The organism is Dickeya sp. ws52, from assembly GCF_007210685.1.
In the GTDB taxonomy this organism is placed as follows: Bacteria; Pseudomonadota; Gammaproteobacteria; order Enterobacterales; family Enterobacteriaceae; genus Dickeya; species Dickeya chrysanthemi.
Genome location: NZ_SZVX01000003.1, coordinates 276,122 through 301,888 on the forward strand (window position 1 = coordinate 276,122; position 25,767 = coordinate 301,888).

Here is a 25,767-nt window from a genome sequence, read left to right on the forward strand (position 1 = left end):
CAGACCGGCTGTTACTAAACGGAAAGCCGGTCTGTTTCCTGCAGCTACCGACATATTTTCTGCCGGTAGCCGCGCTTTACTGTCTGGGTAACGCTTCTGTTTGCAGCGCAGAAATATCTACGCTGCTTTCCAGTACCATTTTCTGCGGTACCGCCAGAGGAATATTGTTCGCTCTCAACCGTTTGATGATATCGAACAACAGATCACTCTTGGCCGACGCCACCATGCGAGGGCTACTGACATGCCCCGTCACACTGAGCACCATACCGTTCGGCATCAGTTGACTGAACATCACCGACGGTGCCGGGTTTTCCAGAATCTTTTCATGTTCATCATAGGCATCCAACAGAATGCGTCTGACCATTTCCGGATCAATATCCAAAGGGAAAGTCAGCGAGAGCGTTGCCACCCCCTGAGGGTTTCCCATGGTGATATTGCGTACATTCTGCGAAATAAACTGGGAATTAGGTACGATCACGGTAGATCGGTCCCCCAGTTGAATTTCCGTGGCTCGCACATTAATGCGCCGAATATCCCCTTCTACACCACTGATGTTGACCAGATCGCCGACTTTAACCGGCCGCTCCGTCAGCAGAATCAACCCTGAAATAAAATTCTTCACGATCTCCTGCAAACCAAAACCAATCCCTACCGACAGGGCGCTCACAATCCACGCCAGCTTGTTCCATTCGATCCCTAGCGTCGCCAGCGTCAGCAGAATTATCAGGATGTAGCCGATGTTGGAATACAGCGTCACCAACGACGCTTTGATACCGGCTTCCAGGGTCGTTTTCGGGAAGAAATCGTGTTCCAGCCAGCGGCGGGACACTCGCAGGCTATAAATGCCGATAATCAGCAAAATCACAGCGTTGACCAGATGGGCCGGCACAATACTGATGGACTCAAGTCCTTTCCCACCCCAGATTTCCACGACTTTCTGCACCAGCTCAACCGGTGTGGTGGAACCGAAGGTACCGTTCAGCAAGGCGACGACGGCCATCAAAATCAGCAGGACTTTCAATCCGGCAGACAAAATGGTCGCAGCCTGATCCAGATGACGATCATCAAGATTCAGCGTTCGCTTAATCTGCCGACCACTGGCAAATGCCGGTGAAAACAGGCTTTCACACACATCCTCAACAAAGGTCGTCGCCAGATACAGCAAGGACAGCACCATACCTACCCACACCAGCTCATACACCAGAAAACGTGCCAGCGAGATATAACCCACCAGCAGCGATACCAATACCGCCAGCGTAGTCAACAGAACAGCAAGATGAATCAACCCCGCCAGCGTTGAACGTGCCTCAGGCGCCTCGCCGGCTTCCACAATACGCCGACGAATCTGATCACTGCGTAAGGCGATGGCCCCGGATGTCAGCGCCAAAAACAGTGATGACAATCCGTTACCCACCACCGTCACGCCGACTGAAAGACCGCTCACGGTATTAACCTGCTCAATCACGCCGAAAATAACGATAAAGCTGGTGGCAATCACCGAAAACGGCTCCATCGCTCGCGCCACGGGATTCGCAATCGCCGGTAACCGCCAGGATGGACGTTGATTAGAGAGAAAAGCCCGCCCGATACCGGAAATCATGGAACAGAAGACAACCAACCTGACCAACCCCTCGATGAATCCTTCGGCGCGGTCGGTTACGTCGCCATGGCGAGTGAAGACATAATCCACCAACAGGATCGCCATCCCCATCATCAACACTGTGGAAAACACCACGGCGATAGCCAAAAAGCTGCGTCTCAATCGGCCTTCAGGCAACAAGCGGATACCGGCTAACGCCAGATACTTCTCCAGCAGTTTTCGCCCCACCGTACCCAGCGCCGCTGCCAGCAGCAGGAAAAATGCCGAACCATAACGCCAGTCGGGTTTCCAGGCGGCGGCGAAGGCCTCGCTCAGGTCATCTTTCAGATCCGATAGCCGCTCGATATCTTCCTGCAGCGGCTTGATAATCGGCGACCAAAAACGGCTACCGAGAATACTGCCGGAATTAAGCGCCAGTTGGTTTTTCAGCACATTACGGCGCAAAGCCAGAATCTGCGTCGACAGGTTTTCGGCGCCGGTTTTAATCGCCTGTACCTGGCTGGACTGGGCATCCAACTTTTGTTTTTGTTGATTGAGCGAGGCCCGTTTGCGGGTAACTTCCGCTGTTTCATTCACCGCCGTTTGAGGTTGCGGCGCAGGCCCCAAGACGTCCAGTTGAGCCTGTAATTGCGCACGCATCGGCGCCAGAACGCCGGCGAGCTTATCTGCGCTGGCAACCAACTCCAACGTCGTATCATTGAGTACATTGAGTTTGGCGTCGGTGCCCGCGCCGGAAACCTGCTGTTTGATACCGTCCAGTTGCTTTTGCAACTTCACCAGTTCGGTATCCACATTCACTTTTTCCGTCGTTTCTCCCTGCACATCCGGCGCGGAATCCGTCGCCGCAACACTGAGCGAACTGAAGGCCAATAACGCCATCAGCAATATACCACTGCAAATCCTGAATAACCCTTTACGCATACACTGAATGTGCCTCTGGTACTGTCGGCAACCGGCATAATCACGCCTTAATACCCGTTACCTGTAGAATGAAAACAGAGCCTGCATTAATTACCTGCAGACGAGTGGTAATAACTTACTCAGCAATGGAGGTAAAACTCAAACAGATATCGCCGAAACTGTTCCGATTGCGATACGCATCCAGCAGGGAGCATTCTCTTTGCATCAATAACAACAGATAATACGACAGTTGTTCAGGGATTCGCCGACTGCTCTGAATCACGCGCCAATTCATTGACTCATCAGTGATGCCCGGTATAATCCAGCCCACATCGCCAAGTCCCGTCAAGGCGCCCTTAGCTCAGTTGGATAGAGCAACGGCCTTCTAAGCCGTAGGTCACAGGTTCGAATCCTGTAGGGCGTACCATACAAATCAATCACTTAAATAAAAAATCCCCAAATACATAATTGATACAGGTGCTCTAACGGGTGTCGTTGCGATTCACGATGATTTGACATTCTCCAGTGCTGATACTCGGACTGACAAGCTATAGATTATTTCTTGCTGCTCTTTTACTGCATTCACTAACAAAGCCACGACGCCGTTATAGTCAAGTGCAAGCGAATCTTCTATAGTCGTGCCGTCAATCGCAGTTGCAGTGCCGGCATTAACAACGGCTTCAGGCAAAACCACTTCCACATCTTGAGCTATCAGGCCCGCGCGCCGGGTGCTTTGAATGACATATGTCATTCCAGTCAGCGACAAGATTTTAGATATAGCGCCGGTTATTTCTTTCTTGTCGTCTTTTAGTCTGCTATCAGATGTAGATATCCATGACGTCCCCACGGCTGTCCCATCGTGTCTAAAAAACCATGTGGCGTAACCTACAGCACTGATATAACTCAGTAGCCGATATCGTCACTAGACGTGATGCCGCGCGGCAACAGATAGAACAGCTCCTGACCCAGTTACAGGCCATTTCAACGCTAACGGCGACTATCGGTGGCGGCACCATTGAAGACTGGGGCATTGAAACCAGGGCATCGCGACGATTGCTGGCTGACAGAAACGCCTGACAAGGCGATGCCAGCCATTATCCGCACACTGGACAGCCATATCTGGCGTGACCTGATGCTGAAATCTGGCATGTTGTCATTGATGGACGCACAAGCCCGCAGCCAGTGGCATAAGAATCTGGACGAGGGCGACCTGCCGACCATCAGCGAAGCCAATATTTAAAAGCAACCGGAGCCAGGCCGTACGGCGCCCTAAAGCTGTTGCGTTACCCAATGCAAGCAGGCCATACGCGCTCGGCAGGCTTGATACTGGTGACGAACAATGTTCGTGAGTTTGAGCGCGTGCCGGGGCTGCGTGTGGAGAACTGGCTGAACCCATAGGCCGCATAAGGTTTTTACGCAAAACAGGGCTCTAATCGGGTTGGGTTAACCCTATAAAATTCAGCCAGAAAGGGATGAAAATGATTTTATTATCTTAATTATCAATTCTTTGCCTTTTATTTCTTTCCCTGTGAAGCACAAAGAATGCTCCCTCATTTTTAGGCTGACGGTAAATGATGAGTCGTATTTTTGCTATTAAAAATGTCGTATGTTTGCTATGCTCAATAAATGTTCAAAGGAGGGTGACATGACCATAAAAGCTCGTATTCAGTCGCGGCTGAAACGCTCGAAGCGTTATGTTTTCACTCGTGACGACTTCAAAGATCTTGCTGGCTACGATCAAGTTGGCAGGGCGCTGCGTGAATTGGTAAAAGAGGGCCAACTGCTGAAAGTTGGTTATGGCGTCTATACCAAAGCGCGGAAAAATGTGATTACGGGTAGGCTAATGCCCGCCTCTCCCGGCGGCTCTGCTGCGGTGGTGATCGAAGCGCTGGAGCGCCTGAAAGTGAACTATCGCCTGGCTGATACAGCAAGCGCTTACAATAGCGGCAAGTCAACTCAGGTTCCGGCGTCAATCGAAATCAAAACACCCCCACGTTTTAAGCGCGTGTTGTCAGTAGGGAATAGCAAGTTAAATGGATGAGTTAACAGCATTATTTCCTGACGTTGCTGATGCACTTGGAATTGAGTCTGTCTCTATAGTGGAGAAAGATTATTACATCGTTGAATTATTACGCCTGCTTCAGCATCTGACTTTTGATACGCATCAACTGGTTTTTGCCGGAGGTACAGCGTTATCAAAAGCAGGAATATCGTTAAACCGGATGTCAGAAGATGTAGATATTAAGCTGGTTCCTACTGCTAATTTTTTGCAACAAAGCTCAAGAAGTCAGCGTAAGAATATACGTAAAGATATCATCCGAACGATTACCGAATCGATCGTTGCTTCCAGGGTTTTTAGTTTTGACGATGACTATCCCAGAGTCACTCGCGATGAATATCGTTACAATGAAGTTCCCGTGCGTTATCCGCAAATGTATTCACAAATCCCTTGCCTGCGGCCATTTATTAAACTGGAGTTAATGGAAACAGACTTGCTTGAATCACCAGAAACGCGTGATATTTGCTCATTGGTAACTGATGTCACGAAAAAAGGGGAAATGGTTCGAGCTTTTCCGTGTGCCACTATCGTCAGTACGCAGGCTGAAAAGCTTATCTCGATGATGCGAAGAACAGCTGCAAGTATGCGTGATTTGGAACGAACGGAGGATGAATCACTGGTGCGCCATATCTACGACAATTTTTGTATTGTCAGAGAGAAAGGCGTTAATGTTGTCGCTTTAACCCATTTTATTCAGGAATGTATTGAGCAAGATATTGCACGTTACGGTAATCAGTATCCTGAGTTCTGCGAATCGCCTGTTGAGGAACTCAAAAAAGGGCTGGAAGAGCTGGCAAGTAATCCTGTTTATAAAATGCGCTATCAACAATTCTTAGCGCCAATGGTGTTTGGTGAAATCCGCGTTTCATGGGAAGAAGCCTATTCCTGTTTTCGCCAAACCGTATTAAGTGTACTGAAATCATATCGCTAACTATTGATATTCTCTCTGTTTTTGTTCGATTGACTCCGCTGTTGGCACAACAGCAGAGCCTAATATATGAAAAATCAAGACCAAAGTCCCATCGACGGTCTGGAGGTCAATCATGCACAGGATTATCGAATACCCAGGTTTATCCACCTCATATCCCGAAGCACCAAATGGCCAATTCAGGTTCAGGAAAGTTGGGATAGCGAGTTCGATACCCTAATGACAACGCCTGATGTCAGGCAAGAACCAGAATGACCAGACACGCAAAACAGAGATGAGCGCTGATGCCCTTCACCTCACCCCATAACACTTCAGATGCTATACAAAACAGCATGTTGGTATAAATGTTGGTATAAAATTTATCGAACACGATTTATTCATTTAAATTCAATGTAGTGAATAGCCAATTCGAATCCTGTAGGGAACCAACGTCTTTTTTTATGCCTTAAAATCAGAGTATTAGCCTTAAATCCTCGTTTTCCATTTCATCGAACGCTACCGACATCAACCCACATGAAGTAGCAACGGCATAGCCGCGCTTACACAGTGATCTACAGAACTTAAATTCAGGGTTAAAACGTGGTGTGCCCATAGACGCATCCTATTGCTCAAACTATAGGGCTGATGTGTCTACGGGCTCAGGGGCACTCCATTTATTCGTGCTCAGTTTCCCCAGCGGGCATTCCGGCAACAACGTGATTATTGATGGCATATACGGCGCACCCGGTAGTGGTGCCAGGGCGTTGCTCTTTCCGGCAGTACTCAAGTGCCAGTTTCGCCGCTTCCTGTGCAGTTCGCACACCGTATACCGTTCCCCAGTTACCGTTTGGGTCAGTCGCAAAGGCTTTTTCGTAACGCTGACTGGCTTCGTAATGATTAAAACCTTCCCGCCCAGCCACATTCAGATGGGCTGGATATGGCAGATGCGTTTCGGGAAGCGCGGCAATTTCTTTAAACGGAAGATGCTGCTGCTCCAGAAACTCAGCGACTTGCGTCCACCAAAAACCCTCCGGCGCTTCTTCCATAAATGTGTGCCCGTTATTTCTGAAAGCAGGCATTAGAACGAATGTTGCGTGACCACCACTGCGCTGATAAGCATCCAGCATCTCTCTGGCTATGGCCGGGGGAAACGCATTGTCATTCTGGGTGTAAAGCCAGAGTGTAGGGATACGTGCCGTCTGCCCGTACAATTCGAATGCCTTGATTAATCCGGCTTTATCACAAAACGATTTCCCATCAATCGCACCTCTTCCCCCATCAAAATTAATAATGGCCTGTACCCCCGTCGGATTCACCGCACCGGTCGCCACAACAGCGAAACCTCCGGAAGACATTCCCGCAAGGATTGCCTTGTTTTCTGATGCCCAGGGTTGACGGCGGATAGCTTCAAGCGCCGCCATGATATTATTTTTATCTATGGCCCCAGCTCGCATGTGCCGGGGTTCATTGCAGGAGCTCCCGTCATACTCTGCCGGCCCGCTTGATTGCCCATATCCTTGACGGAGAACGGCGACAGCCGCGTAACCGTGTCGTGCAAACGCAATAGCAGCGGACGAAAACTCGTTGGGTGCCGCAGTCATACGATCATATTCCTGGGAGAACGCACTGCCATTTGTTATCAGCACGATGGGCAATCGGCCGGCAGCGATGGGACGGGTAACAAACGCATCCAACGTTGCAGGTTGGCCGTCAGCCAGCATCACCTGCAATGAAAGGGGTTCCCTTATCAGGCCGGCAAGTTGTTGCTGACTGCCGGGTGAAACATCCGTAACCGTTGGCGCGACATTTGCCGAAGCGGTGAAAACAATAAAAGCGAAAGATAGCGATATTATTCTGAGACAGGCCATGACGATCTGTTGCATCGGCGAAAACCCTTAATCGTGAATGTGTAGTATACAGATATTCAAAAATAGATTAACTCTGGCTAAATACGACTTTTGGTATAACGAAACTTATTAATTAATTCGATACAGCTTACATTAACGAAGATACCCCTATATTCGCCATTCTGATTATTCAGAATTTAAAGAGGCGCAGTGAATAATAATGACCACAATCGAAAACATAAAATATACCCGTCATACTTCACGTTACGGGTGTGTTGGCAGTGTGACTCGGCCCATCAATGGACCTCGCCCTTCGGGCCGCCGCACGCAGCGTTAAAAGCTCAGTGAGCCTTGCCTGAAAGGGCCAATTTGCGTTGTTCAACACGCGAGCGTGTTGTCCTGCAACTCGAATTATTTTGGCTATAAACCGTACTAAAATTGCTATCTGTGATGCATTTTATTATCAATTAACTTCTCCTCAACCTTCACCTTTAATAATCTCACCAGAAACAACATCATCGAAAATATCTGAACATAACGCCGAATAAATATCATCACATTCATTATTTCCAAGTGTTATCTTTGTTAAGCAATAATATTAAAAGGTAATCACATTAATGCTGAATGAATATCCAGACCATGTCCGTCATATAAACGTCACATATCCATCATACTTTAAATCATATACCCAAAATAATTCGAGTTGCAGGGCAAAACATGTTGCGTTTTGAACAACGTAACGCGTTGGCCCGTCAGGGTAAGGCTCATTGAGCCTTGTCACGCGGCAAGAGAGAGACAAATTCGTCGGGAACGAAGTGGTTCAAGAAAGGCGCCTCCCCAAATGAAACCCACAGCAAGGCTGTGCGCTTACACAACTGAAGGATGAAATATCGGAATTAGGAATAAAGCCGAATAGCTCAGAAAACATGATGGAAAGCATACAGTGATTGGCGTTATGGGCTAACTTCATTAACATGTCGGCATTTTGCATCAATGCCTTCCGGCGACATGTCGGCAGGCAGCCGCCAGAGGATGCCGTGTTGCCCTTTTCTCAGACTTCCCAGAGCTATTGGATGAACAAAAAACGGGCCGCTATCCTGTTTTCCTGCATGTTGCTGAGCGCATTTTTCGTGATCAGTTGGAGCAGTTATCAGGTTGCCCGTCACTCGCTGTTCGATGAGATTTCAGAAAGCTCGTTGCCGCTGACCAGCGATAATGTCTATTCCGAAATTCAGCGTGATCTGTTGAATCCCATTTTCATTTCGTCGTTGATGGCGCACGACACCTTCGTAAAAGATTGGGTGTTGTCCAATGAGACGGACCCGCAGGCGATGATCCGCTACCTGCGGGAAATCGACCGACGTTTTAACACCGTGGTTTCCTTTTTCGTCTCCAATAATACCCGGCGTTATTACGATCCGGAAAAAGTCACTCACACGCTTTCCGAACAATCCCCAGATGATCAATGGTTTTTCGATATCAAGAATGCACAGGATAACGAGCCTTACGACATTGAAATCGGCGTTGATCCGGAGAAGCGCACCCGGATGGATATTTTCATTAATTACAAGGTCCTCGACTATGACGGCCAATTCCTCGGCGTCACCGGCGTCGGCCTGCCAGTACAACGGGTCACTCAGTTGATTGAAACGTATGAGCAACGCTACAACCGCACCATCTACCTTATCGATGAAAACGGCGACGTCATGCTGCACAGCAAGAATTTTCATCGTGCGCTCAATATTCACCAACAGCCGGGGTTACAACCGCTGGCTACCCAAATTCTGACGTCGCCGGGCGGCAACTATCAGTACGCGTTAAATAACGAAAACATCTTTTTGAATACCCGTATCATCCCGGAGTTCGGCTGGAAGCTGATGGTTGAACAAAACAGCACGCCGCACGACCGGCAGTTGTGGTCCACCTTGCTGAAGAATACCGGTATCAGCATCACCGTCAGCGTCGCCATGCTGTTGTTGATCTGGCTGACGATAGGTGCCTACCAGCGGCGGCTTGAGCTGATGGCGACCACCGATAAACTAACCGGCCTGATGAACCGGCAGGCATTTGAATACGTTTTTCGTACCCTGCGGATAAAGCAATCAACGCAACACCGCACCTTTTCCATCATTCTGATTGATCTGGATTATTTTAAAAAAATCAACGATCAGTACGGGCATCACGTCGGCGACCGGGTATTAGTGCGCACCGCGCGATTGATACAGCGGACGATTCGCAAAACAGACTCCGCCTGCCGCTGGGGGGGTGAAGAGTTCGTACTGCTGCTGGCGGATTGCTCACGTTCTCAGGCTCATTTTATTGCCGAGAAGATACGCCGGGCCATCCGCTTTGCGCTGGTGTCACACCAGCATCAAGTCATTAACCTGACGATCAGTTGCGGCATAGCGGAATCTCACCCGGGTGAAAGTATCGACCACCTGGTGCAACGCGCCGATAACGCACTGTATCAGGCTAAACGTCAGGGGCGCGACCAAGCGGTCATCGCTGAATAAATGCAGAATCCAGCCCGCAAGATTCCGGGAAGGTGACTTTCGGGCTGGCTGAAAACATCCCTTAAGTGGGGACAGGCGCATCTGCGGTAATTAACTTCTGCTCGCGAAGTTCATCCCAGAATGCCCGCGGGATACTGACTTTCATCGATTGTATATTCGCTTTCACCTGTTCAGGCGTGCGGGCACCGGGAATGATCGCCGAAACAATCGAAGGGGCCGCGGCGAATTGAAGGGCGGCGGTTCGGATATCAATGCCATGCCGGTCAGCAATCGTGGCCAGACGCGCTCGTTTCTCAACCACGCCTGGCGGCAGTTGCGTACTGAAATGATAGCGATTTCGCCCCCCCAGGAAACCATCATTGAGCGGTGTGCCCACCGTGACCGTGATGCCTTTTTTGGCCAGCGCCGGAAAGGTTTTCGTCACGGTGTCTTCATGGTCGATGAGGCTGTACTGACAGGCTAACAGCACAATATCCGGCGTCGGGCCATCGAGCGCCGCCGCCATCACGGCGGCATCGGGGCGATTGATGCCAAAGCCCCAGGCTTTTATCAATCCTTCCTTACGCATCTTCTCCAGTTCCGCCATCGCGCCATAACGCGCCGTCTCAAAGAACGTAGTCCAGGGGACGGAAAGCTCGGTGTTATCAGGCCCTAAATCGTGAATATAGACGATGTCAATACTGGCCAGGCCCAGGCGCTGGAGGCTATCTTCGACGGATCGTCTGGCACCTGCCGCGGTATAATCGTAGTCATAGGCAAAGTTGAGTTTGTCCGCCCACAGCGATGCCGGCAAGGGTTGCCGGCTCGGGTGAAATACCCGCCCCACTTTGGTCGAAATAAGGTACTGATCCCGTGGTTTATCACGCAGAAATGCGCCCAGTCGGTGTTCCGAAAGGCCATGACCATAGAAAGGCGACGTATCATAGTAACGAACGCCGCCATCCCAGGCGGCCTGCAACGTCGCTTGTGCCTGTGCATCGCTGATAGGCGCAAAAATATTACCGATTTGCGTTCCCCCCATCCCAAAACGGAAAGGCGTCCGGTAGCGGATACCCGGCGCCGCCACCTCATTCAGCGGTAATAATGTTCTGGCTATTTTTCCACGTGTAGGCAGCACCGTTCCCTGTACGTTTTCAGGTATAAAGCTCGCAATGGCTTCACCCACTTTACCCGACTGGGCCAGCACCGAGCCTGTTGCGACAAGCGCAGCGCTTCCGGCAGCGAATTTCAGAAACTCTCTACGTTCCATCTTTGATACCTCTTCACATTGTATTAACAGCGAAACATTCCAATCAATCGGCCTTGCTTAACGTAAATCCGGTGACTCACCCAATAATGCAGGATCCCAGTGTTCAACCGCCTTGCCGCCATTAATCCGCCATGTGTCGTACCAGGTTGTCATATAAAAGCCGCCGGGCGCTTTAGGGTCGCTGACCGTCCGGGGATAAAGCACCGTCACTAAATCACCTTCGGCGATGACGGCAATGATTTTCATATTGAGTCGTGCAGGAATCGGGCGAGGTTTGACCTTCAGCACGTTGGTGAAATAATCCACAACGGCTGCACGCCCGCTCTGTGCGTTCGGGTTATGTTGCACGTAGTCGTCGGAGAGCAGCTCATCGGCCTTGTCCCACTGCCCTGCTTCAAGTAAGTCCCGAATAATGCGGTAAACCACGTGTTTATTCGCATTCAGTTGCGGGTCCGGGCTGGTGAATAACGCGTCCGGGTTGCCGGCAATTTGCATTGGCGTCTGCGCTTGTACGCCAGCGGATATCAGACCGGTAAGTAATGAAGCAGTTAACAGCACAGCTTTTATCATGAATTCGTCCCTTAATGGATGGAGAAGGCGTTCGATAGCGGCATCAGCTGAATATCTGGAAAAATATATTTTTATCAAATTGTTAGCATCAAGCTGTCGTTATAGTCTCCGGCATCGCCGCCGTAACACCTGGCGTCGAGCCATAAAAACTCGACTATCGGCAGTCAATTCACCGATTAATTATGCCGTCGGGAGGTCGGTCATCAGCATTCACCGGTTTTATCTGTATGGTTAAATAAAAGAGAATGTTTCCCTGGGTTGCGCGGCCAATTGTGACGATCTTGTAGCCATTCCGTAAATCAATATAATTGGATTTTATTATTCCCAATTATGGAATAATGGCCTATTGGAATAGGCTCTAACTCTGACGTTCGAGGGGAAGTCATCGTGAACCGTCTGGAAATGTTGCGCATATTCACGACAGCCGCGGCAAGCCGCAATTTTCGTGATGCGGCCAAACAATTGGGGGTATCCGCACAGGTGATCACCCGGGGCATTCAATCTCTGGAGGAGGAACTGGGAGAAGTACTGTTCCACCGCAACACCCGCGGGGTGCAGTTGACCAGTTTCGGCGAAAGATTTGCCAACAACGCTCAGTACGCGGTGGCAAACGTCGATGGGCTATTTCAACGCACTAATCGCCGTCAATTGTCTGAATATACAGGCGTAGTACGGATGACGGCCCCGCCCTTCATTATACGTGGTCTCGTCATGGCAAGATTGAGTCAGCGGCTGGCGGATTTCCCTGGCTTGTCTCTTGATTTGCGGCTGTCGGAAGAGTGGGCGGATACCGTCAATCAACAGATTGACATCGGTATACGCATGGGCCCGGTGCGCGATAATCGCTGGATCGCCAAAGTGGTAAAGAAAGTGCCGTTTTATGTGGCCGCGACGCCCGAGTTACTTGCCCGCGTCGGTACGCCGAAACGTGTCGACGAGCTTGAAAAATTACCCACGACGGCGTTACTGGATCGTCGTACCGGGCGTACCTGGCCGTGGTTATTCAGCCAGGGCCGTCTTCTGTCGCCACCTCGGCCCGTTATCGTCGTTGATGATCTTGAAGCGGAATGCGCCGCCGTTTTGTCTGGAGCCGGTATCGGGCAGTTATCAGGGATCATCGCTACCCCGTACTTGCGCAGCGGGCAGCTTGTCGCCTTGCTCAATGACGATATGCCGGCGCCCTGGCCTCTGCATGTTTATCGGCCGCAACCGGGCCCGGTTCCTGCCAGAGTGCGTGTGGTGTTTGATACGCTGGTCGAGATCCTCAGTCATCTCGACCTTTCGCTCCCGGCGGATATATTCCCTGACTAATTCGGCTGGCGAGGTGATGCTGGGATGCGGTACACCACGCTCCGGTACGGCAGCGGCCAACTGTTGTATGGTTTTATCAACCTAAAAAGTTGGGCCGACATTGAAATGACATAACATCATATATACCCTAAATAATTCGAATTGCAGGAAAGCCAGCGCTCCTGCAACTTGAAATAGGACGGGTATATAAATTAATACGATAGGTTCTAGTATGTCACAACCCCGCACTCAGGAATTACCCGACGATATGAGAAAGGCGGCTCAGGCTGCGGCAGATGTGCTACGCGGGCTCGCCAATGATGATCGCCTGCTGCTGATGTGCCAGCTCACGCAGGGAGAAGCCTGTGTCACTCAGTTGGAAGAACGACTGGGAATACACCAGCCGACACTGTCACAACAATTAGGGGTGATGCGACGGCTCAATCTGGTCGCCACCCGGCGGGAAGGCAAACAGATTTTTTATCGCATTGAAGATGAACGAGTGCTTTCACTCCTGAACACACTGTATACCTTGTACTGCCCGCATCCTGAGGAAGAGTAAGCCGCCAAGCCGGGTATACCAGGCGCGCGGATGGGCCGGGAAAGCCCCGCGCCCCATCAGTCTGAAGGCCCCTATACGTCACACTGCCGCCAGCACTGACCCTCGCCGCACATTAATGCGCCGACGGCCTGATGACACACGCAACACACGACCTTGACCAATGACAAGGCGGTCTGGGTATTAGCCTCTTTATAATCAAGCCCGTTTGTCTTCTCACGGGTGTGAATGTATGGCTTATCAGCTAAATCTTAACTGGCCTGATTTTTTAGAAAAATACTGGCAGAAACAACCGGTTGTCTTAAAGAATGCCTTCCCGAATTTTGTCGATCCGATTACGCCGGATGAACTGGCGGGTCTGGCGATGGAGCCGGAGGTGGATAGCCGCATCGTCAGCCATGTGAATGGCGAATGGCAGGCATGGAACGGGCCGTTTGAACAGTTTGATCACTTAGGGGAAACCGACTGGTCCCTGTTGGCTCAGGCCGTTAACCATTGGCATGTACCGTCTGCCGAGCTGGTGCGTCCGTTTCGCGTGCTGCCGGACTGGCGTTTAGACGATTTGATGATCTCCTTTTCGGTGCCGGGCGGCGGCGTAGGTCCGCATATCGACCAATACGACGTGTTTATTATTCAGGGGATGGGCCGCCGCCGTTGGCGTGTCGGCGATAAGCTGCCGATGCGCCAGTTCTGCCCGCATCCGGCGCTGCTGCACGTCGATCCGTTCACACCGATCATCGATGAAGAACTTGAACCGGGCGACATTTTATATATTCCGCCCGGTTTCCCGCACGACGGCCTGACCTTCGAAACCGCACTCAACTACTCGGTTGGCTTCCGCGGCCCCAACGGCCGGGACTTGATCAGCAGTTTTGCGGACTACGCGCTGGAAAACGATCTCGGCGGCGAGCACTACAGCGACCCGGATTTAACCTGCCGCGAACATCCGGGCCGGGTGGAAGATTATGAGCTTGACCGTCTGCGCGCGATGATGATTGAGATGCTCAATCAGCCGGAAGATTTCAGGCAGTGGTTCGGGCGCTTTGTGACCACACCGCGCCATGAGTTGGATATCGCGCCGGCAGAACCGCCCTACGCGCCGGAGGAAGTTGCCGACGCCCTACAGGCCGGCGAAGTGCTGACTCGCCTGAACGGGCTGCGTGTATTGCATATCGGTGATAGTTTCTTTATTAACAGCGAAAGACTGGAAACCGTCGCTCCAGACGCTGCCGATGCGCTGTGCCGTTACACTACCCTCGGTAAACAGGAACTGGGCGATGCGCTGTCTAATCCGGCTTTCATTGCAGAATTAACCGGGTTGATTAATCAGGGCTATTGGTTCTTCAACGACTAATTCGCCGAAAGAATCGTGTTCGCCGATAAAATAGTGTTTACCGATAAAATAGTGTGATGAAAGGAACGGCAGTCATACGGCCGGTCTGCTAGTCTAAAGTTTGAGCAAAAAAAACCGATATCGTAAAGATGCCGGCGCAACATGTGGCCGGCTATCGGTAGGCTGATGGATATCATCTTGATGGACATCACCCCGGTAGGCAGGGTGTTTTCTCTGCCGTATCACCCCCCTTCCAGCCCAAACATAGGATACTCAAGATGGATGTTTCACAGATTGCATCTCTTTCTGCGGGTCTTAATAACATGCAACTGAGCAGCGAAGTCGGGACTGCTGTTCTGAAAAAATCGCTGGATAACCAGAAAGACGCCGTAACCAGCCTTATTCAGTCTATCCCGGCGTTGCCTGCTAATCCGGCAATCGGTCGCAACATCAACACCACCGCGTAATACTTTCAGTTCCACGCTACGGTACGCTCGCTGGTGTCAGATAAACGTCGCCAACCCGGCCAGTGAGTCACTCGCCGGGTTTTTTAACGTGGTGATGTGTTGCCGATGACATCGGCCATCCTTGCCATTGTCTCTTCTGACGCCGTCAGATCCCTTCTCCGCCGTCGCCTCCGTGATGTCCTTACCGGCTCAATCGATGTGCAATCAATCGCAGCTCTTCGGCGATTTGCTGCAAGTCGCGCTGTTCATCAATACGCGGGCCGGTGGAGTTACGGACCACCAGTTTGGCAGGCAGAATCGACGACGATCGTTGGGCGTCGCTGTCGCCGGCATTCAGCAAACGGTTAACCGCTTCCTTGCCTTGCAGGTCGAGATCCAGCGAGACGGTGGTCAACGCCGGGTGGAAAAACGAGCTTTCATAAGTACCGTCATACCCAATCACCGATTTCTGGCCGGGAATGGTCAACTGGTTTTGATGAAAAGCACTCAATACCCCGAGCGCCATCTGATCGTTAGCGACCAGTACCGCACTGAACTGCGGCGTTTCGCGCAGCATCTGCAGTGCGCCGGCATAACCGCTTTGCGCATCCCAGTTGCCGTGGGTAACCGTTACCGGCGTTAGACCGTACCCGTCCAGCGTTTCCAGCCAGTTTTTCAGCCTGAGCCGGGCCGAAACCGACCCAGTCGGCCCCGCCAGTAATGCAAAGTCGCGGTGCCCCAGCTCATACAGATACTTCACACTGGCGCGAGTACCATCCGCCGGATTAAAAGATACATTAAACACCGAGCTATAGGGGTCAACATCCAAAAACAGGCACAAAATATCGTCATTGTCGGCGGCGATACGCTCTGCCTCTTCCGTCTCCAGCGGCACATTGATGATAACCTTCTCAACCCGCTGTGACTTGAGTTCATTGATAGAATTCTGAATACCATGATTGACGTTCTCATCAATCATGGAGATCAGCACCTGATAACCCTCGATGTTTGCGTATCTTTTAACCGCCGCCGCCACCTGTGAAGGCGCATGTAGTGCCAGTGATGTCGTCACCAGCCCCACCGTCATACTCTGTTTACCCACCAGCTGCTGAGCCAGCCGGTTGGGCACGTAACGCAGCAACTCGATGGACTGTTCTACCTTGCGGCGTGTGGATTCGGAGACATTCGCAGATTTATTCAGCACCCGCGATACCGTCTGATAAGAAACGCCCGCATGGCGGGCAACATCCTCTAACGTAGCGCTTTTCGACTTCATGGTCGGGTTTCCCGTCGTGGTTTTACCGGGATTGTAACAGCAGCCCCGGCGAAAAAACCATGTCCTGAATGCCATTCAAACCAAATCCCATAAAAGTATTACGTTCACATAACAAAAAACTCGTGACATACATCACCAATCATTACAAAACAAAATGATTTATTTGCATTAAATCACAATAAAACAACGAAATCGTTGCTCAGCTTTACGCTTAGGCATTTTATTCATATTTAAATGTGAACGTAATACATAACAACAAGAGGCCATCATGAACACCAAACTCCTTACCGTCTCTACCGCACTGACCGCCATGTTGATCTCGCCGGCATTGCTGGCAGCAGAGGCCACCAGCGTCCCCATCGATTTTCACGGCTACCTGCGTGGTGGTGTGGGAGTATCCAATGATGGCGGCATGTCACAATGGCAGAAAAACAAAGTCGGCCGCCTGGGTAACGAAAATGATACCTACGGCGAAGTGGAACTGGGTTCGGAGGTGTACAAGAAGAACGATGTCAGTTTCTATGTCGACAGCATGGTCAGCATGGTATCGGATGGCTCCAACGATAACGAAACCACCATCGGCGATGATGCCCAGTTCGGCCTGCGTCAGTTGAATCTGCAAATTAAAGGGCTGGTCCCCGGCGATCCTAACGCGGTGATCTGGGGCGGGAAACGCTACTATCAGCGTCACGATCTGCATATTATCGATACCAAATACTGGAATATCTCCGGCTCCGGCGCCGGGATTGAAAACTATACCCTCGGCCCCGGCGCGCTGTCCGTCGCCTGGCTGCGCGGCGATGCCAACGCGGTTGACGACCGCATCAACGGCAACAGTAACGTCAACATCAACTATGCCGATATCCGCTATGCCGGGCTGAAGCCCTGGAAAGGGGCCTGGACCGAATTCGGTATCGACTATGCCATGCCCAATACCACCAAAAAACAGCGAGACTTCGGCGGATTGTATGACGCGGACAACGGCGTGATGCTGACCGGCGAAATCAGTCAGGAGATGCTGGGCGGCTACAACAAAGTGGTGTTGCAGTACGCCGACAAAGGGCTGGCGCAAAACATGGTGTCGCAAGGCGGCGGCTGGTATGACATGTGGAACCAGGTTAACAGCGCCACCGGTTACCGCGCCATCAACACCGGCCTGATTCCACTCACCGACCGGTTGTCGTTTAACCACGTGTTGACCTGGGGTTCAGCTAACCACATCAATGAAGCCACCGATACCACCCGACTGCTGTCGCTGGTCGGGCGCCTGCAATACCAGTTTACCGATTATGTGCGCGGCATTGGCGAAGTGGGTGCGTTTACCCAGAAAGACAACTTCAAGAACGGCACCTCATTTAAACAAAGCGGTGAGAAATACACCCTGGCACTGGCGCTGGCGGCAGGACCGGCCTTTATGTCACGCCCGGAATTGCGGCTCTACACCTCTTATCTGAATGACAGTCAGGATGGCAAACCGTTCAAAGACGGTACGGCGAATAACACCTGGAACGTTGGCGTACAGGTTGAAGCCTGGTGGTGATCGACGCGATATACGGAATACCCTGTTCTCCGGAGGTTGTTTTCATCATTATTATCTGAGTTATTGACGCTGTTGTTTTTTTGAGGATAACCGCCGGGTTATCCTCTTTTTTATTTATTCATATGTTTGTTTCGTATTTATTACCCCATTTTTATTTACAGCCGATTATTTCAACTGAGAAAAATGGTCCTCTAATAATTGGCGTAACGTATCCGACTGTTTACCGAATATGGCATGAACCTGCTGCCCAAGAATAATCACGCCCAGCGCGCCTTCCTGTTGTAATCCTTGTGAATCGATGTGCTTCAGATTTTTTACCGTCACACGCAACCGGGTAATACAGGCATCGACCTGTTCGATATTATCCTGCCCGCCAAAACACCGCAGCAGACGCTGAATCTGCTGTTTGTCGTCGTCGCTTAATTCGGTCGTAGGTTTGGAATGAGAAAAATAACGCATAAAAGAACGCAGATTGACCATAGTCACACTCCTTGAAGGCACATCGTAGGCGGCAAGTCATCGCCTGAGAGAAAGCGCCCATGCCGTTATCGGCGCTGGGCGCAGGCTGAACGCCGTCAGACCAGACGGCGACGAATTACCCGGCAATCCCAGGCGGAAAGCACGACATCCGCCAGCGGTAACCCGGTCAGCATATCGCTATACCCGGCAGGCAACCGAATGGGTTGCGGCACCGCACTGTAGTTTTCGATGAAGATAAACTCTTCGTCGCCGTTGGTACGGCGATGCGCCGTCACCGCCGGCGGCAGCGGGATATCCAGCGCTCGCGGCAAAGCCAGCTCGCTGATGATGGCGGCAAAGAAATCGCGCTGGAATGCCAGGTCGTTACGCGAGGTCACGTACCAGGCTTTTCCGTCGCCGACGCGATTCACCGTTACCGCCGGCCGGCCGGCGTAAAAATCGTCGCAGTAACTGGCGAGTGCCGTTGCGCCTTCAAGGTGGATCAACTCGCACAGATGACGCGCCTGATACGGCCCCTTAAGCCCGATGTCATTGTCCGCCAGCCCCAGCACCCGGTTATATTCGCCGTCGGCCAGACAGTCTATCTCTTCCGACCAGATCCCCAACAGTGGGCGCAACGGGCCGGGAAATCCGCCCTGATAACACAGATCGCTATCGTTAACGATGCCGCTCCAGTAGGTCACCACCACCTGCCCACCCTGCCGCACAAACTGTTCGACGCGTTCGGCAAAGCCCGGCCGTACCATGTACAGCATCGGCGCAATCAGCAACCGATAACCGCTGAAATCACCATCGGCGTTGATAACATCAACCGCAACTCCCTGCTCCCAGAACGGGCGATAATGCTCCGCCACCGTTTTTTCGTACTCCAGCCCGGCATTGCGCGGCCCTTGCGCATCATCCATCGCCCAGCGGCTTTCCCAGTCAAACAAGATAGCCACCTGCGCTTCCACCCGGCTGCCCGCCACCGCACTCAGTTGCGACAATATCTGGCCGAGCTGCGCCACCTCCCGGCCGACTCGGGTGTCGATATGGCCGACATGATCCACCACCGCGCCGTGGAATTTCTCCACCGAACCGCGACTCTTACGCCACTGGAAATACTGCACCGCATCCGCACCGTGCGCCACCGCCTGTAGCGAGGAGAGAATATGCATACCCGGTTTTTTGAGCTTGCTGAGCGGCTGCCAGTTGGTGACGCTGGGGGTGGATTCCATCAACACAAACGGCTTGCCCTGCTTAAGCGAGCGCATCAGGTCATGGAACATGGCGATATAACAGGCTAGCGTGGCGTCGTCCTTGTCGCGATGCCACATCGGGTAGCTGTCCCAGGAAATAAAATCCAGAACCTGCGACAGTTGCCAGTAATCGTAATCGTAGAAATACTCCATGAAGTTCGTGGTTGCCGGAATGGCCGGGTTTACCCGCTTCAACGGCGCGATTTCCTGTGCGCAGAAGTCGGTTGCCTGTGCGGTATTAAAACGCCGCCAGTCAAGATTCAGCCCGTGAATGGATACTTCACCCTGCGGCGCCGGCGATTCAATCTGCGACCAGTCGCTGTAGGTGTGGCTCCAGAAATCGCTCCACCAGGCGTGATTGAGGTTATCCAGCGTCTGGTAACGCGCTTTAAGCCAGGTGCGGAATGCCTGCTGACAGCGCTCGCAATGGCACTCGCCGCTGTATTCATTGGAAATATGCCAGCCGATGACCGCCGGGTGGTGCCCGTAGCGCTCAGCCAACAACGTATTGATCTTTTGAACCTTATCCCGGTAAACCGGCGATGACAGGCAGTGATTATGGCGGCCGCCGTGCAGCGCCGCCACCCGGTCGCGCCCAACGCGCAGCACGTCCGGATAACGTTGCGACATCCAGGCCGGACGCGCGCCGCTGGGCGTCGCCAGAAACACCGAAATCCCCTGCTGATATAATTTATCAATCACCTCATCCAGCCAGTCGAACCGATATACCCCTTCCTGCGGCTCCAGTTTAGCCCAACTGAAAATCCCCACTGACATGACATTACATTTCACCTGTTTCATCATGGCGATATCGTCATCAATAATGCCGGGGTAATTCTCCCATTGCTCCGGATTATAATCAGCGCCATGTAATAATCCTTCGACCTTCGGATTCAACGGCGAAAATCGTTTCATAAAACAATCCTTAATACTGAATAGGCAAACAGCATCGTTGCGCTATTTTGAGATGCAGGCAGGCGGTAAAGCCATCACTCCCCGACAATACATCCGAGACCACCAACACACCTGCACGTGAAATATGACGGGTATTTATTTAAAGACTTTTATTGAGGGTAATACCTCCCCCTGGCAATTAAATAGCGCCTGATTTTCACGGGCGTTGCCTAATTTCCAGTGGTCGTTGATATAATTCATGCCGGCTTCGGTGGCCCAGGTATTTCCCGGCGGCGTTATCCAGGTTGGCTCCCAATAAAACACCCCTTTACCGCGTTTTTTCGGCACATCAATCACGCTTTGCATCAGGTCGCGAACGAAGTCGGCCTGCCCTTGCACGGTAGCCGGATAACCGCCTGCCGCCGCTTCTTTTTCGCCGAAGCTGTTTTCGGCGTTGTCGCAGTTAGCCGGGGTGTAGCCGTAGGCGGCCTCAACCACGATAACGTCCTTATTGTAGCGTTGGCTGATATCGTCCATGTTGGCTTTCAGCTTGCTGATCGGACCATCCCAATAGGTGTACATCGACAGGCCAATCACATCGAACGGCACGCCGCGTTTGGTGATTTCATCAAACCACCAGCGGAAGGTGTCGTTCTTGGTGCCTTCCGCCAGATGCAGCATGATTTTCACCTGCCCCGGTGAACTGAGGTTTTCACGCAAGCCGGCGATCGCCGCGTTCAGCAGGCCGGCCAGCCGGTCGAACTCGCCGCCGCCCTGCCCCCAACTTTTGCCTTCCGGCCACAACATACCGCCGTTGGTCTCATTGCCGATCTGCACCATATCCGGCAGCACCCCCTCCTTCTTAAAACGTGCGATGGTGTCGCGGGTATAGTCATGAATGGCGATTTTCAGTTGATCGTAGGACAGGTTAGCCCAGGCTTTTGGCTTGAACTGCTTACCGGGGTCGGTCCAGAAGTCGCTGTAGTGGAAATCCAGCAGTAGCTTCATGCCTGCCGCTTTGACGCGTTTAGCCAGCGCCAGCGTCGTCGCCAGATCGTTATCACCGCCGCCGTAAGGACGCCCGGCGGCATCGTGCGGGTCAACCCACAAACGCAGCCGGATATAGTTGACGCCGTTCTTTTTCAGCAGCGCGACCGGGTCGACGCGCACGTGGTTTTCGTCATAAAACACGCTGCCCTGGCGCTCCACTTCCAGCAACGTGGAAATATCCGCACCCTTGATAAAATCGGACGGGGCGTTGCGCAGCGGTTTAATCACGACGGACTCCGCCGCCATGAGCGGCATCGCGCCCAGCGACAGGGAAACAGCCAGTAAGGCGGGTATCATCTTTTTCATGGTGATTATCCTTTGGTACTGCCTGAGGTCAGGCCGGAGACAAAATATTTTTGCAGCATCAGGTAAAGCAGCGAGACCGGCACGGCAATCAGCACTGCGCCGGCGGCATAAGTGGTGTAACTGGCGCCCATTTTCTGCGCCACCAGGTTGTACAAGCCGATGGGCAGGGTGTACTTATCCGGAGTACGCAGAATGGTGCTGGACAGAATGAAATCCCCCAGCGGGCCGGTGAAGGAGAACAGCGCCACCACGGCGATGATCGGCTTGGACAAGGGAATGATGATTTCAATGAAAATACGGAAATTGCTCGCCCCATCCATACGCGCCGATTCGTCCAGTTCGCGGGGAATGGCGTCCAGATAGCCTTTCATCAAATAGGTGTTCATCGGGATCATGCCGGCGACATAAATCAGCACCAGCGCCAGATGGCTGTTGATCAACCCCAGCAGTTGCGACAGCACAAAAATGGCGATCAGCGCCGAAAATTGCGGGATCATCTGCAACAGCAAAAACAGCATCAGGCCGTTCTGCCGCCCCTTGAAGCGGAAACGGGAAAAGGCATAAGCGGTAAAACTGACGCTTAACAGCGTCAACACCATGGTCAGGAAACTGATTTTCATCGAATTCCAGTACCAGGTCAGATAATTGACCTGACCATTAAACAGATCCGCATAGTGCTGGAAAGACGGGTTGTCCGGAATAATCGAGGTGCTCAGCAGGCTGTTGCCGGCATTGAGCGACGCCCCGATTGTCCACACCAGCGGATAAATGATCACCACGGACACCGCGATAATCACCAGCCAGGACAACGAAAGCCGAATCGCCTTCTCGCGTTTGATACTTTGACGATTAACACCCTGACGATTAACGCGTTGACGAGTAATACCCTGAGTCGTCGCCATCATTTTCCCCTTACGCCATCTCATCGTTCTTGAACGATCGGGTCGCCCGGAATTGCCACAGCGCCAGGCCGACGACGAAAATCGACAGCAGAATGGTGATGGTGGCGGCAATCGCATACTGGGACGACGACATCGTCAGTTTGTAAATCCAGGACACCAAAATATCGGTGCCCCCGGCGTTGGAGCCGGCGACGGCGGGGCCGCCGTTGTTGAACAGATAGATGATGTTGAAATTATTAAAGTTGAAGGTGTACTGGGTGATGATGATCGGCGCGATGGAATACAGCACCAGCGGCAGCGTAATGGTGCGCAGTTGCGTCCAGCGACTGGCGCCGTCCATGGTGGCCGCCTCGTACAGATCGTCCGGAATGGCCTGCAACACGCCGGTGGTCATGGCGAACACAAACGGGAAGCCGAGCCAGGTCTGCATCATGATCAACGCCGTTTTGGTCCAGAACGGATCGGTCAGCCAGGCTTTCGGGCTAATGCCCACCGACGCCAGAATCGCGTTGTTAATCACGCCGAACGAATCGTTGAACATACCGGCAAACACCAGAATGGTGACGAACCCCGGCACCGCCCACGGCAGAATGAAAATCGTACGGACCAGCGGCTTAAAGCGTAGATCTTTCTGGTTCACCAGGATCGCCAACAATACTCCCACCGTGCACTGCAACGTGGTCGCCAGCAGCGTCCAGACCACCGTCCACTGCAACACGTCCAGAAAAGTTGAACGCCAGATGCTGAGAGTAAAAATGCTGACGAAGTTCTTCATCCCAACCCACTCCACCAGTTTGGCGGGCGGCGTGTGGTACAGGTTGTAGTTGGTAAAGGCGATGGCGAAACCGAACAGAATCGGGAAAATCACCACAAACACCAGCAGGATGAACCCTGGCGTAATCATCAGGTAAGGGAAGCCTTCGCTCAGCAGCAACCGATACTGTTGCCGCACACTGTTAAGCGCCAGTCCGTCATCCCGCCGTTTGCCGTTACGCCAGGCATCGTTTATCGACACGGCGTAGAAAAGCACGCCAAAGGCGATGATCAGCAGGCTGATGATCCCTTCCGCCAGCAGGAAGATGGAGTTGTCGCGCGGCACCTCTTCTCCCAGCGTATACACGCCCCACAGGCCGGTGCGTAGAAAATCATGAAACACCCCCAGATAGCTGCCGAGCAGCACCAGAAAAATCATGCCTTTCGCCCACTGGCGGTGATAAAACTGCCCGCCGCCGGGCAGCACCGCGCACCATACCGCAACCCAGGCGTGGCGTCGGGTACGCTTTTCCCCGGACAGGGGTTCACCGGAACTGATAATCACACGCTGCTCCTTCTCATCGCGGGAGGTCGCCCTCCCGCTCGGTGTGGCCTACTGCGTTAACGGATGATGGCTATTACTGATTGCTGGCCTGCATCGCTTCGACCTGCATCTTGATTTGCTTCACCGCGTTATCGAGCGCCGCTTTCGGCTCTTGCTTGCCGGTCATACTCAGCTCCAGCGCCGCGTTGGCCGGCCCCCAGACTTCGCCCATTTCCGGAATGCCCGGCATCGGCACGGCGCGGGCGGCCTGGATGGCGACCGCGCTGGCCTTCTCGTCGTTTTTAATCAGCGGATCGTCAATCATGCTTTTTTGCGGCGGGATCTCGCCGGTACGCTGGTAGCGGACCTTCACATAACGCGGCTGATTGATGAATTCGATAAAGCGCTGTGCCAGCGCGTTATCCTTGCTCCAGGTCGATACCACATACCCTTTCACGCCGAGGAACGAGCTCATCGGCTTGCCATCCGGCAGCAACGGCAGCGGCGCTACGCCATAATGAATGCCGGCCGCTTCATAGGGCTGGAATGCCCAGGGGCCGTTGATCACCGCCGCCGCTTTTTTCTCGGTAAACAACGAATCGATGGCGTTCAGCCCGTTATCGCCGATGATCCCCGCCGGAAACAGCTTGTCGGCGTAGAATTTGCGCAGCAGCGTCACCGCTTCCACCGCACCCGGCGTATTCAGGCCGATATCCAGCGGGTTAAGGCCGCCTTTGTCGTTTTTACCAAATATATAGCCGCCCATCGGCCCGATCGCTCCCCAGCTGTAGTAGATCTGATCGAACTTCGCCAACAGCCCGAATTTGCTCTGCGCCTGCTGCTGTCTGGAAAAGTCATACCACTCCTGCAAGCTGGTCAGCGGCTTGTCTACTCTCTCTTTGTTGTAAATCAGCACCAGGGTTTCCACCGCCTTCGGCAGGCCGTACACCTGATTGTTCATGCGAAATGCCGCTATCGACGCCTCGGTGAAGCTGTCTTGCGCGGCCTTATCGAGTTTCAGCGGCGCAATCAACCCCTGCACCACCGCGCCGCCCAGTTGATCGTTGGGGATCACCAGCACATCGGGGCCGATACCCGCCGGGCCGTCCAACCGCAATTTCTCCAGTTGCTGGGCATACGGCATTTCCTGCAGGTTCACTTTGACGTTGAACTGCTTTTCGAAATCGCCGATGGCATCCTTGATACCATCAGACTTGCGGATGTCTTCCCAAACGGTCAGCGACTGTGCGGCATGAACCGGAAAGGCCAGCAAGTGGCCGGTCACCATGGTGGAGAAAAGCAGGGCGGTAAGCGTTTTGGTTTTCATTATCGACCTCATGTGAAGGTATAACATTTTAAACAAAAAAAACATGGCACTTCGCATTGGAAAACGCATCATTGCTTTCTGAATAAGGATTAAAAACCCGAATCAGTCATCTCAGATGATGTTATACGCTACGCTAAGCATAAGGATATGACGACAGGAAAGTGACTATTGTGTGATCACAATT

At 52.4% G+C, this 25,767-nt stretch carries 20 protein-coding genes, 1 tRNA gene and 2 pseudogenes; 11 read left to right on the forward strand and 12 right to left on the reverse strand.

From position 1 onward, the window contains the following. Nucleotides 1-76: 76 nt before the first annotated feature. On the reverse strand, nucleotides 77-2,521 hold the full coding sequence (locus tag FDP13_RS04725) for a DUF3772 domain-containing protein (RefSeq protein ID WP_143838837.1): 2,445 nt from the start codon (nucleotides 2,519-2,521) through the stop codon (nucleotides 77-79). Nucleotides 2,522-2,850: 329 nt separating this feature from the next. Here FDP13_RS04725 and FDP13_RS04730 point away from each other — a divergent pair. Continuing rightward, a tRNA-Arg gene (locus FDP13_RS04730) sits at nucleotides 2,851-2,927 on the forward strand. Between the two features lie 75 nt (nucleotides 2,928-3,002). Here the strand turns inward: FDP13_RS04730 and FDP13_RS04735 are convergent. Further along, complete coding sequence (locus FDP13_RS04735) at nucleotides 3,003-3,347, reverse strand: tail fiber domain-containing protein (protein ID WP_033575375.1); 345 nt, start codon at nucleotides 3,345-3,347, stop codon at nucleotides 3,003-3,005. Between the two features lie 56 nt (nucleotides 3,348-3,403). On the opposite strand from FDP13_RS04735, the pseudogene FDP13_RS04740 reads away from it, so the two are divergent. The 4 genes and pseudogenes from FDP13_RS04740 to FDP13_RS04760 all read left to right on the forward strand — a co-directional run. After that, nucleotides 3,404-3,737, forward strand: a pseudogene (locus tag FDP13_RS04740) (DUF4942 domain-containing protein); the annotation flags it as partial. 53 nt (nucleotides 3,738-3,790) lie between these two features. Further along, a pseudogene (locus FDP13_RS21765) lies at nucleotides 3,791-3,898 on the forward strand (VapC toxin family PIN domain ribonuclease); the annotation flags it as partial. A gap of 247 nt (nucleotides 3,899-4,145) precedes the next feature. Further along, on the forward strand, nucleotides 4,146-4,541 hold the full coding sequence (locus tag FDP13_RS04755) for a DUF6088 family protein (protein ID WP_033575374.1): 396 nt from the start codon (nucleotides 4,146-4,148) through the stop codon (nucleotides 4,539-4,541). Next, complete coding sequence (locus FDP13_RS04760) at nucleotides 4,534-5,490, forward strand: nucleotidyl transferase AbiEii/AbiGii toxin family protein (RefSeq protein ID WP_143838839.1); 957 nt, start codon at nucleotides 4,534-4,536, stop codon at nucleotides 5,488-5,490. The genes FDP13_RS04755 and FDP13_RS04760 overlap by 8 nt, the downstream gene beginning before the upstream one ends. Nucleotides 5,491-6,140: 650 nt before the next feature. Here the strand turns inward: FDP13_RS04760 and FDP13_RS04765 are convergent. Continuing rightward, complete coding sequence (locus FDP13_RS04765) at nucleotides 6,141-7,349, reverse strand: S9 family peptidase (protein WP_143838841.1); 1,209 nt, start codon at nucleotides 7,347-7,349, stop codon at nucleotides 6,141-6,143. A 1,037-nt stretch (nucleotides 7,350-8,386) separates the two neighbouring features. On the opposite strand from FDP13_RS04765, the gene FDP13_RS04770 reads away from it, so the two are divergent. After that, complete coding sequence (locus FDP13_RS04770; RefSeq protein ID WP_033575371.1) at nucleotides 8,387-9,826, forward strand: sensor domain-containing diguanylate cyclase; 1,440 nt, start codon at nucleotides 8,387-8,389, stop codon at nucleotides 9,824-9,826. Nucleotides 9,827-9,887: 61 nt separating this feature from the next. Here the strand turns inward: FDP13_RS04770 and FDP13_RS04775 are convergent, their stop codons facing one another. Both FDP13_RS04775 and FDP13_RS04780 read right to left on the reverse strand, forming a co-directional pair. Further along, nucleotides 9,888-11,075 (reverse strand): aldo/keto reductase, encoded by a 1,188-nt coding sequence (locus FDP13_RS04775; protein WP_033575370.1) that lies wholly within the window; start codon nucleotides 11,073-11,075, stop codon nucleotides 9,888-9,890. Nucleotides 11,076-11,132: 57 nt separating this feature from the next. After that, on the reverse strand, nucleotides 11,133-11,645 hold the full coding sequence (locus tag FDP13_RS04780; RefSeq protein WP_033575369.1) for a nuclear transport factor 2 family protein: 513 nt from the start codon (nucleotides 11,643-11,645) through the stop codon (nucleotides 11,133-11,135). A gap of 387 nt (nucleotides 11,646-12,032) precedes the next feature. Here FDP13_RS04780 and FDP13_RS04785 point away from each other — a divergent pair, with 387 nt between their 5' ends. From FDP13_RS04785 to FDP13_RS04800, 4 genes are all read left to right on the forward strand, one after another. Continuing rightward, nucleotides 12,033-12,956, forward strand: coding sequence for a LysR family transcriptional regulator (locus FDP13_RS04785; protein WP_199886300.1), 924 nt, complete (start codon nucleotides 12,033-12,035; stop codon nucleotides 12,954-12,956). Between the two features lie 211 nt (nucleotides 12,957-13,167). Beyond that, a complete protein-coding gene (locus FDP13_RS04790; protein WP_027711431.1) occupies nucleotides 13,168-13,497 on the forward strand; it encodes a metalloregulator ArsR/SmtB family transcription factor in 330 nt (109 codons plus the stop codon). A gap of 229 nt (nucleotides 13,498-13,726) precedes the next feature. Continuing rightward, nucleotides 13,727-14,848: a cupin domain-containing protein gene (locus FDP13_RS04795; protein WP_033575367.1), complete on the forward strand. Its 1,122-nt coding sequence runs from the start codon at nucleotides 13,727-13,729 to the stop codon at nucleotides 14,846-14,848. 257 nt (nucleotides 14,849-15,105) lie between these two features. Beyond that, entirely contained in the window at nucleotides 15,106-15,294 is a 189-nt protein-coding gene (locus FDP13_RS04800) for a YjfB family protein (protein ID WP_012769024.1), read from the forward strand. Between the two features lie 181 nt (nucleotides 15,295-15,475). Here FDP13_RS04800 and FDP13_RS04805 read toward each other — a convergent pair whose 3' ends face one another. Next, a complete protein-coding gene (locus FDP13_RS04805; RefSeq protein WP_033575366.1) occupies nucleotides 15,476-16,549 on the reverse strand; it encodes a LacI family DNA-binding transcriptional regulator in 1,074 nt (357 codons plus the stop codon). 268 nt (nucleotides 16,550-16,817) lie between these two features. Here FDP13_RS04805 and FDP13_RS04810 point away from each other — a divergent pair, with 268 nt between their 5' ends. Further along, nucleotides 16,818-18,089, forward strand: a complete 1,272-nt coding sequence (locus FDP13_RS04810) for a maltoporin (RefSeq protein WP_033575365.1) — start codon at nucleotides 16,818-16,820, stop codon at nucleotides 18,087-18,089. A 165-nt stretch (nucleotides 18,090-18,254) separates the two neighbouring features. On the opposite strand, the gene FDP13_RS04815 is transcribed toward FDP13_RS04810, so the two are convergent. From FDP13_RS04815 to FDP13_RS04840, 6 genes are all read right to left on the reverse strand, one after another. After that, complete coding sequence (locus tag FDP13_RS04815) at nucleotides 18,255-18,569, reverse strand: glucose PTS transporter subunit EIIB (RefSeq protein ID WP_143838845.1); 315 nt, start codon at nucleotides 18,567-18,569, stop codon at nucleotides 18,255-18,257. Nucleotides 18,570-18,664: 95 nt separating this feature from the next. Then, the gene (locus FDP13_RS04820; RefSeq protein WP_143838846.1) at nucleotides 18,665-20,722 is read right to left on the reverse strand and encodes a beta-galactosidase; all 2,058 of its coding nucleotides are present in this window, start codon (nucleotides 20,720-20,722) and stop codon (nucleotides 18,665-18,667) included. 135 nt (nucleotides 20,723-20,857) lie between these two features. Continuing rightward, the gene (locus FDP13_RS04825) at nucleotides 20,858-22,006 is read right to left on the reverse strand and encodes an arabinogalactan endo-beta-1,4-galactanase (RefSeq protein ID WP_370512549.1); all 1,149 of its coding nucleotides are present in this window, start codon (nucleotides 22,004-22,006) and stop codon (nucleotides 20,858-20,860) included. Between the two features lie 56 nt (nucleotides 22,007-22,062). Further along, nucleotides 22,063-22,959, reverse strand: coding sequence for a sugar ABC transporter permease (locus tag FDP13_RS04830; RefSeq protein ID WP_050568347.1), 897 nt, complete (start codon nucleotides 22,957-22,959; stop codon nucleotides 22,063-22,065). 10 nt (nucleotides 22,960-22,969) lie between these two features. Then, the gene (locus FDP13_RS04835) at nucleotides 22,970-24,277 is read right to left on the reverse strand and encodes a carbohydrate ABC transporter permease (protein WP_033576205.1); all 1,308 of its coding nucleotides are present in this window, start codon (nucleotides 24,275-24,277) and stop codon (nucleotides 22,970-22,972) included. Between the two features lie 73 nt (nucleotides 24,278-24,350). Then, on the reverse strand, nucleotides 24,351-25,583 hold the full coding sequence (locus tag FDP13_RS04840; protein WP_033576204.1) for an extracellular solute-binding protein: 1,233 nt from the start codon (nucleotides 25,581-25,583) through the stop codon (nucleotides 24,351-24,353). Between the last annotated feature and the right edge of the window lie 184 nt (nucleotides 25,584-25,767).

What these genes read in the sequence shown, in the direction of transcription:
- FDP13_RS04780 (WP_033575369.1), bottom strand. Translation starts at nt 11,645, where the DNA reads ATGATAAAAGCTGTGCTGTTAACTGCTTCATTACTTACCGGTCTGATA.
- FDP13_RS04790 (WP_027711431.1), top strand. Translation starts at nt 13,168, where the DNA reads ATGTCACAACCCCGCACTCAGGAATTACCCGACGATATGAGAAAGGCG.
- FDP13_RS04775 (WP_033575370.1), bottom strand. Translation starts at nt 11,075, where the DNA reads ATGGAACGTAGAGAGTTTCTGAAATTCGCTGCCGGAAGCGCTGCGCTT.
- FDP13_RS04725 (WP_143838837.1), bottom strand. Translation starts at nt 2,521, where the DNA reads ATGCGTAAAGGGTTATTCAGGATTTGCAGTGGTATATTGCTGATGGCG.
- FDP13_RS04820 (WP_143838846.1), bottom strand. Translation starts at nt 20,722, where the DNA reads ATGAAACGATTTTCGCCGTTGAATCCGAAGGTCGAAGGATTATTACAT.
- FDP13_RS04760 (WP_143838839.1), top strand. Translation starts at nt 4,534, where the DNA reads ATGGATGAGTTAACAGCATTATTTCCTGACGTTGCTGATGCACTTGGA.
- FDP13_RS04795 (WP_033575367.1), top strand. Translation starts at nt 13,727, where the DNA reads ATGGCTTATCAGCTAAATCTTAACTGGCCTGATTTTTTAGAAAAATAC.
- FDP13_RS04800 (WP_012769024.1), top strand. Translation starts at nt 15,106, where the DNA reads ATGGATGTTTCACAGATTGCATCTCTTTCTGCGGGTCTTAATAACATG.
- FDP13_RS04770 (WP_033575371.1), top strand. Translation starts at nt 8,387, where the DNA reads ATGAACAAAAAACGGGCCGCTATCCTGTTTTCCTGCATGTTGCTGAGC.
- FDP13_RS04830 (WP_050568347.1), bottom strand. Translation starts at nt 22,959, where the DNA reads ATGGCGACGACTCAGGGTATTACTCGTCAACGCGTTAATCGTCAGGGT.
- FDP13_RS04810 (WP_033575365.1), top strand. Translation starts at nt 16,818, where the DNA reads ATGAACACCAAACTCCTTACCGTCTCTACCGCACTGACCGCCATGTTG.
- FDP13_RS04840 (WP_033576204.1), bottom strand. Translation starts at nt 25,583, where the DNA reads ATGAAAACCAAAACGCTTACCGCCCTGCTTTTCTCCACCATGGTGACC.
- FDP13_RS04825 (WP_370512549.1), bottom strand. Translation starts at nt 22,006, where the DNA reads ATGCCGCTCATGGCGGCGGAGTCCGTCGTGATTAAACCGCTGCGCAAC.
- FDP13_RS04765 (WP_143838841.1), bottom strand. Translation starts at nt 7,349, where the DNA reads ATGCAACAGATCGTCATGGCCTGTCTCAGAATAATATCGCTATCTTTC.
- FDP13_RS04805 (WP_033575366.1), bottom strand. Translation starts at nt 16,549, where the DNA reads ATGAAGTCGAAAAGCGCTACGTTAGAGGATGTTGCCCGCCATGCGGGC.
- FDP13_RS04815 (WP_143838845.1), bottom strand. Translation starts at nt 18,569, where the DNA reads ATGGTCAATCTGCGTTCTTTTATGCGTTATTTTTCTCATTCCAAACCT.
- FDP13_RS04755 (WP_033575374.1), top strand. Translation starts at nt 4,146, where the DNA reads ATGACCATAAAAGCTCGTATTCAGTCGCGGCTGAAACGCTCGAAGCGT.